The organism is Streptomyces sp. NPDC060027 (assembly GCF_042737005.1).
Lineage (GTDB): Bacteria > Actinomycetota > Actinomycetes > Streptomycetales > Streptomycetaceae > Streptomyces.
Window position 1 is genome coordinate 24,166 of record NZ_JBHWVI010000093.1, and the last position, 6,438, is coordinate 30,603.

The 6,438-nt window shown below is 74.2% G+C and carries 4 protein-coding genes; 2 read left to right on the forward strand and 2 right to left on the reverse strand.

Annotated elements, in window-relative coordinates:
- The first annotated feature begins 133 nt into the window (after positions 1-133).
- A complete protein-coding gene (locus ACFWBT_RS22920; protein WP_385703247.1) occupies positions 134-1,441 on the forward strand; it encodes a pyroglutamyl peptidase in 1,308 nt (435 codons plus the stop codon).
- A 48-nt stretch (positions 1,442-1,489) separates the two neighbouring features.
- Here ACFWBT_RS22920 and ACFWBT_RS22925 read toward each other — a convergent pair whose 3' ends face one another.
- Together ACFWBT_RS22925 and ACFWBT_RS22930 are read right to left on the reverse strand one after the other, a co-directional pair.
- Positions 1,490-2,320, reverse strand: a complete 831-nt coding sequence (locus ACFWBT_RS22925; RefSeq protein WP_385703250.1) for an EI24 domain-containing protein — start codon at positions 2,318-2,320, stop codon at positions 1,490-1,492.
- Positions 2,321-2,712: 392 nt separating this feature from the next.
- Positions 2,713-3,576 (reverse strand): hypothetical protein, encoded by an 864-nt coding sequence (locus ACFWBT_RS22930; protein ID WP_385703253.1) that lies wholly within the window; start codon positions 3,574-3,576, stop codon positions 2,713-2,715.
- Between the two features lie 289 nt (positions 3,577-3,865).
- On the opposite strand from ACFWBT_RS22930, the gene ACFWBT_RS22935 reads away from it, so the two are divergent.
- On the forward strand, positions 3,866-6,438 hold a 2,573-nt coding region (locus ACFWBT_RS22935; RefSeq protein ID WP_385703256.1), incomplete at its 3' end, for a M14 family zinc carboxypeptidase.

Genomic DNA, 6,438 nt, shown 5'->3' on the forward strand with positions numbered 1-6,438 from the left:
TCACCCTTCCGTCCCGTGCAACGCCCCACGCCCTTCGGCCACTTCCGCCCCGCACCGTGGTGAACGCCCCGCCCGTCACGGGATACTTCCGCCGTCCGGCAGCACCCCCACGCGACGGAAGGCACGAACTCCCTTGACTCGGTTACGCGTTCGGATCGGCATACTCGGGCTGGCCCTGCTGGCGGGAATCGCCGCGACGCCCGCCCCGTCGGCGACGGCCGCCGAGACCCCCACGGCCGAGGAGCGACGGCTCGACGGAGCGGCACCCCAGGAGATCCTGCGGCGCTCCGGATTCGGCACGGTGGCACCGGAGTTCGTCCGGGCACTGGGCCGGGCCGAGTCGTACGCGCAGGCCGAGCGGATCGTGCAGCGGCAGGGAGCGCGGCTGTGGCGCCGGGCGGTCGACCGGGCACAGGGCCGGGGTCCGGCGGGCGGGGACCTGAGCCGGGACGACGACCGGCCGCTGTACTGGGCGCGGCTCGGCATGGCCCGCGAAGTGCGGGGCTGGGAACCCGGGTTCGCGCTGACCGATGCCCGACGCGCCCGTCTGCTGGACGGCCTGGAGCGGAGCTCGCGCGGCCAGGACGCCGTGCGCTACCCGTCCCGTACGGGGGTGAAGCGCATCCTGGTGACCGGGTTCGACCCGTTCACGCTCGACCGCGACATCCGGATCTCCAACCCGTCCGGGGCGACCGCGCTCGCCCTCGACGGCACGACGATCCGGACGGCGGACGGTTCGGCGCGCGTGGAGACCGTCGTGTTCCCGGTCCGCTGGCGGGACTTCGCCGGAGACACCTCCAGGACCTCCGGTTCCTTGGAGGGGACGGTGGAGCGGACCCTGCGGCCGCACCTCCCGCACGTGGACCTGTTCGCGACGGTCAGCCAGGGCCGCGTCGGCCGGTTCGACGTGGAGCGGACCAACGGGGCCTGGCGGGGCGGCTTTCCGGACAACGAGAACGTCTCCCGGACGGGGCCCGTCCCGGTCACCGACCCGGCCTCGCGGCCCGAGTGGACGTCGACGACCCTCCCGTACACGCAGATCGTCGCCGCGCACACGGGCCGCTTCCCGGTTTACGACCACACCTCGGTGACCGAGATCCCGGCGGGAGGGACCGAGCCCGTGGTGCGCCCCGACGGACCGACCCCGGGTTCGCGGGCCCGCGCGGGCGGCGGCGGGGACTACCTGTCGAACGAGATCGCCTACCGGGCGACACTGCTGCGCGACCGTCTCGGCCTCGGTGCGAGCCTGCCCGGCGGTCATGTCCACACACCCGTCCTGCAGTTCGGCACGGGCAACACGGACCCGGCGACCGGCACGGTGACGGACCCCGAGTTCGTGCGCAACCGTCTCGACATCATCGATCAGGTGCGGGCGATCCTGACGGTGGCCGCGGACGCGGCCGCCCCGGCCGTCAGGGGGACGGGGCGCGCGCGGGGGTGACGCCGCGTCCGGCCGGGACGGTGCCGACGGCGACGGCGAGGATGTCCGTCAGGGGGTGGCCCGCTCCCCCTCGGCGAGCGCCTCGGGGTCTCCGTCGGCGGCTGTCCCGGGGTCGTCGCCCGCACCCTCGCCGATCTCCTCGCCGAGCAGGTCGCGGGCCATCAGGGTGGCGCCCGCGACGGCTCCCGGCATCAGGAAGACGGCGACGAACGGAACGAGGAAGGCGAGGCCCAGCGGGGTGCCGAAGCCCCAGACCAGCGTCTTGCGGGAGCGGAGCAGGGCGAGGCGCTCCCGGAGGTCGACGCGGCGGCGTTGCATGGCGACGGCGACGAGTTCCTCGGTGAGGAAGAAGCCGGTGACGACGAAGCCGAGCACCGGGACGACGGTCTGGCCGATGAACGGGACGAAGCCGAGCGCGAAGAGGAGGACCGCCCAGACGAGGGCCCGCACGAGGATGCGCAGGCTGTCGCGTCCGGAGATCCACAGCTCTCGCCAGAGCGGCAGCCCCGACTCGGGGGCCGTGCCGTCCGGGGAGACGTCGCGGTCGACCCGCTCCGAGAGGCTCTCGTAGAAGGGCTGCCCTATGAGCAGGGTGACCGCGGTGAAGGTGAGCACCGAGAGGAGAAGGGCGAGCGCGAAGAGCACGGCGGTGAGGAAGCCGCGGAACAGGCCCGACCAGGGGCTGGTCCAGTCGTCCGCGAACGGGGTCGCCCAGGTGACGAAGTCCTCCCCGTAGACGCCGAGGGCGACCAGCGCCGCCGCGTAGAGCACGAGCGTGATGAGCCCCGGCAACAGCCCGAACCCATAGCTCTTCCCGTGCCGGGCCACCCATCGCTGGCCGCGCAGCAAGTAACCGAAGCCCACCCCAAGATCGCGCATGGGGAAACTTTATCGGTGTACCGCGGGAGAGGGCACCGGGCAGTGGGGACGGCCTCCCGCCAGGCGGAGGAGGCGGCCTCGCACCGGGCGGTGGGGGCGGCCTCGCGCCCGGCGGTCGGGACGGCCTCGCACCGGGCGGTCGGGACGTTCTCGCGCCGGGCGGTCGGGACGTTCTCGCGCCGGGCGGTGGGGACGGTCTCGGCACCGGGCGGTGGGGACGGTCTCGGCACCGGGCGGTGGGGACGGTCTCGGCACCGGGCGGCAAGGACGGAAGCGGTACCGGGCGGAGGCGGTGCCGGGGTGTGGTGATCGTCCGCTGGGTAGTGCAGGTCCGCGCAGTGGGGACGGGCCCGTCACCGGCCCCGGTGACGCGCCGCACGGTCGAGGCGGTGCTAGGCGACGGTGACGCCGACCACCACCCCCTGATCCGCCGCGGGCGCCATCGCGGCGGTGACGCGGACCGCGGCGGCCCGGGCGACGCGGCCGGCGCGCCGGGCGGAACTCAGCATCACGGGCTGGAGCTGTTCGAGGCCGGCGACGAGGAACTCCTCGCTCGCGACCAGAAGCGGGCGCGCCGCCGTCGCGGCGGCGGCAGTGGCCTCGGCGAGGTCGGCGAGCGGGGGAAGTCCGGCCCGGACGACACCGGCCCCCGCGGCGGCCGCCCGCTCGGCCAGGGCCACCTGGAGGGGCAGCAGGGGAGCCAGCGCGGCCGTCAACGCGTCGGCGACGCGCTGGAGTTCGGGCGAGGAGTCACGCAGGACGCCCGCCGCCGCCCGGAGCACCGGAGTGAGCGCGAGCAGGGCCCCCGCGGCGACGCCGGCCGCCGCGGGCAGCAGCGGCGAGGTGGCCTCGACGAGCTCGCCGAGCGCGACCACGGCCTCCTGAACCGCGGGTTCCACCGCGTCGAGGACCGGCAGCAGGCTGTCGCCGATCGCGGCGAGCAGCGCCTGGGCGGGTTCACTCACGGGGTGCACGGCGAGCGGCGCCCCGCTCGTACCGAGCCGGGTCAGCGTGTCGACGATCTTGTAGAAGGCCTCCTGCGCCTGCGGGGAGGCGCTCGCCTCGGCCAGTTCGGCCGTCGTCTCACGCAGGACGCGCAGCGCCTCGGTCCCGGAGCCGTCCCGGGGGTCGAGGGTGTTGACGGCGATTCTGGTGATGTTCCCCGCCGTGTCGAGGAGTTGGCCGGTAATCTCGGTCGTGGTGCGCACCATGCGCAGCACGTCCCCCCTGCTGGGGAGCGACGGAATCGGGGACATGGGCTCTCCTCGCCACACGTGTCGCCGCCGGGTCCTGTCCGGCGGATCGGGCCGGGTGCCGCACTCAGCATGCCCGCTCCGGCCCCCCGGTGATGCGCCGTCCGGGGCATCCATGACGGCCGTCGGGGCGGACGTGAGGGCTGTTGTGACGGGAAGGCGCTCTTGTTGCGCGAGAGTCGAACAGGTACACCTCGCCGTACCGACCCGAGCCGGTCCGTGCGGGCCACGGACCGGCCTCGGGAAGCCGCCGGCACGCCCTCAGGAAACCCCTGCCCCGGAGGTACGACGCATGCGCTTACCGAAGTCTCGCCGCCCCCTGCCGAGACCCGCCCTGCTCGCCGCCGTCGCCGCGGTCGCGGCCGGCTCGCTGGTGCTCGCCCCGACCAGCGCCACCGCCGATCGCAGGCCACCGGTCCGCGAGGGCGCCGCCGCGGCCGACAGCGCCGCCCGGGCGCCCGCGAGCGCCGCCCGCGCCGCGCTCACCGCCCCCGTCACCGACCTGTCGGCGAGCACCCGCGGTTACCCCCGCCAACAGGTCCTCACCCCCGACCCGGTGAACCTCGCCGACAAGTCCATCAAGCTCGGCCTCACCCCGTACCACGCCATCGCGCCGAAGCTGAACGCCCTGCAGCGGCTGGGCGACCGGGTGAGCGTCGAGGTCGCGGGGCGGTCCGCGGGCGGCCACCGTCTGTTCCTCGTCACGGTCACCGCCCCGGAGTCCGCCGCCCGGACCCGCGCCCAGGAGCGGATGCGCGAGCTCATCGAGAACGCGCCCGGCGCCGCCGCCGGGGACCCCGCGGTCAAGAGCGGTTACAAGACGCCGGTCTTCTTCAACAGCAACATCCACGGCAACGAGTGGGAGGGAACGGACGCCGCCCTCTCGCTCATCGAGCACCTCGCCACGGACACGGACGCGAGGACGAAGGACCTGCTCGCCCACAGCCGGATCTACTTCAACATCACCGCGAACCCGGACGGCCGGATCGCGGGCACCCGCGCCAACGCGAACGGCTTCGACCTGAACCGGGACCTCATCACCGCCTCGCAGCCCGAGGCGCGCGCGATGCGGCAGATCGCGATCGACAAGCAGCCGGCCGTCATGCTCGATCTGCACGGCTACGTCAACGGCACACTCATCGAGCCGACGACCCCGCCGCACGGCGAGAACTACGAGTACGACCTCTTCCTCAAGAACACCTACGCCAACGCCCTCGGCATGGAGGCCGCCGTCAACGGCCTCGGGTACACCCCCGCCGCCGACGGTGTGGAGCCCGCCCAGATCCCCTTCCGCGACCAGCAGGAGGGCTGGGACGACTGGCCGCCGATCTTCACCCCGCAGTACGCGGCCTTCCACGGCACGGTCGCCGCGCACACCGTCGAGATCCCGATGAACGTGAACGGCACGGCGTACGACACCCTGCCGGTGGCCGAGCTGAGGCGCCGCTCGGCGATCAACGTCGATGTCGCGGGCGCCGCGCTGCGTGCCTCGCTCGACTTCGCCCGGTCGCACCGGACTTCGCTCATCGCCGACCAGATCGAGGTCTTCCGGCGGGGCGCGACCGGTGCCGCGCAGGTACCGGTCTCCGCCGAGACGGTCCCCGGCGTCCCGGGCATCGGCCCCGAGGACGTCTACACGGCCGACTTCCCGAGCGCGTACGTCATTCCGGCGGGCGCGGCCCAGCGTTCGGGCGCCGCCGCCGCGCGTCTGGTGGACCACCTGATCGCCAATGACGTGCGGGTCACCCGCGCCGCGCACGGTTTCCGGCTCGCGGGACGCTCGTACCCGAAGGGCTCCTTCGTCGTCGATCTGCGTCAGCCCAAGCGCGGCCTGGCCAATGTCATCCTCGCGGACGGGCGGGACATCAGCGACAAGGTCTCGACGATGTACGACATCTCGGGCTGGAGCCTCGGCCGTCTGTGGGGCGCGACGGTCGAGCGGGTGGAGAGCGGGGGCCTGTCGGCCCTCCCGCTGCGCGCGGTCGACGCGGCGCCGCGCGCCGGACGGGTCGCCCCACGCGGCGACCTGCGGCTCCGGCTCGGCACACCGCAGGAGGTCGCCGCTCTCAACTCCCTTCTGAAGCAGGGTGTTCCGGTACGGCAGGACGGTGACGGCGGGGTGGTCGTGCCGGCGTCGGCCCGTGCCAAGGCGGTCGAGGCCGCCCGCGCGTACGACGTCTCCTTCGACGCGGCGAAGGCGGCGCGCGGCGCCTCCTCCGGCTCGGCGGCGGCGCGGGGCGTCCCGCTGCGGCGTGTCCGCGTCGCCGCCGCCGTCACGCCCGGCGAGCTCTTCGCGCTCCGCGAGATGAACTTCGACGTGGTCCCGGTGTCGACGGCGAGCCTCGACGCGGGCTTCGACTGGTCGGCGGTGGACGTGCTGTTCGTGTCGTCGGGGCTGGACCACGCGGCCCTGACGCCGGCCGCGCGATCCGCTCTCGACACCTTCCTGGGCACGCACGGCCTCGTCGGACGCGGTGCCACGGGTGCGGCGCTCAACGCGGCCGCCGGACTGCTCGACGTGCGGCCGGTGGAGGGCAACCAGGACGCCAACGGCGTGGTGCGCGTGGTGAATTCGGGCGGTTCCGTGACGGCGGGCGCCCCCGACCACAGCTTCGTCTACGCGCCCGTCTGGTTCACCGACCCGGGCCCCGGGGTCCGGGTCGAGCAGTCGTACGCGACCGGCGATCCGCTGGTCTCCGGGCACTGGCGGCCGCTGGACGACGGATCGGGCGGGCCGACGGCGGCCGGCGGCCGGGCCTCGGTGGTCTCGGGGCCGCGCGCCGTGCTGTTCGGTACCGAGCCGCTCTTCCGCGATCACCCGAAGGGAGAGTTCCCGCAGGTGGCGAGGGCACTGCTGACGGTCTG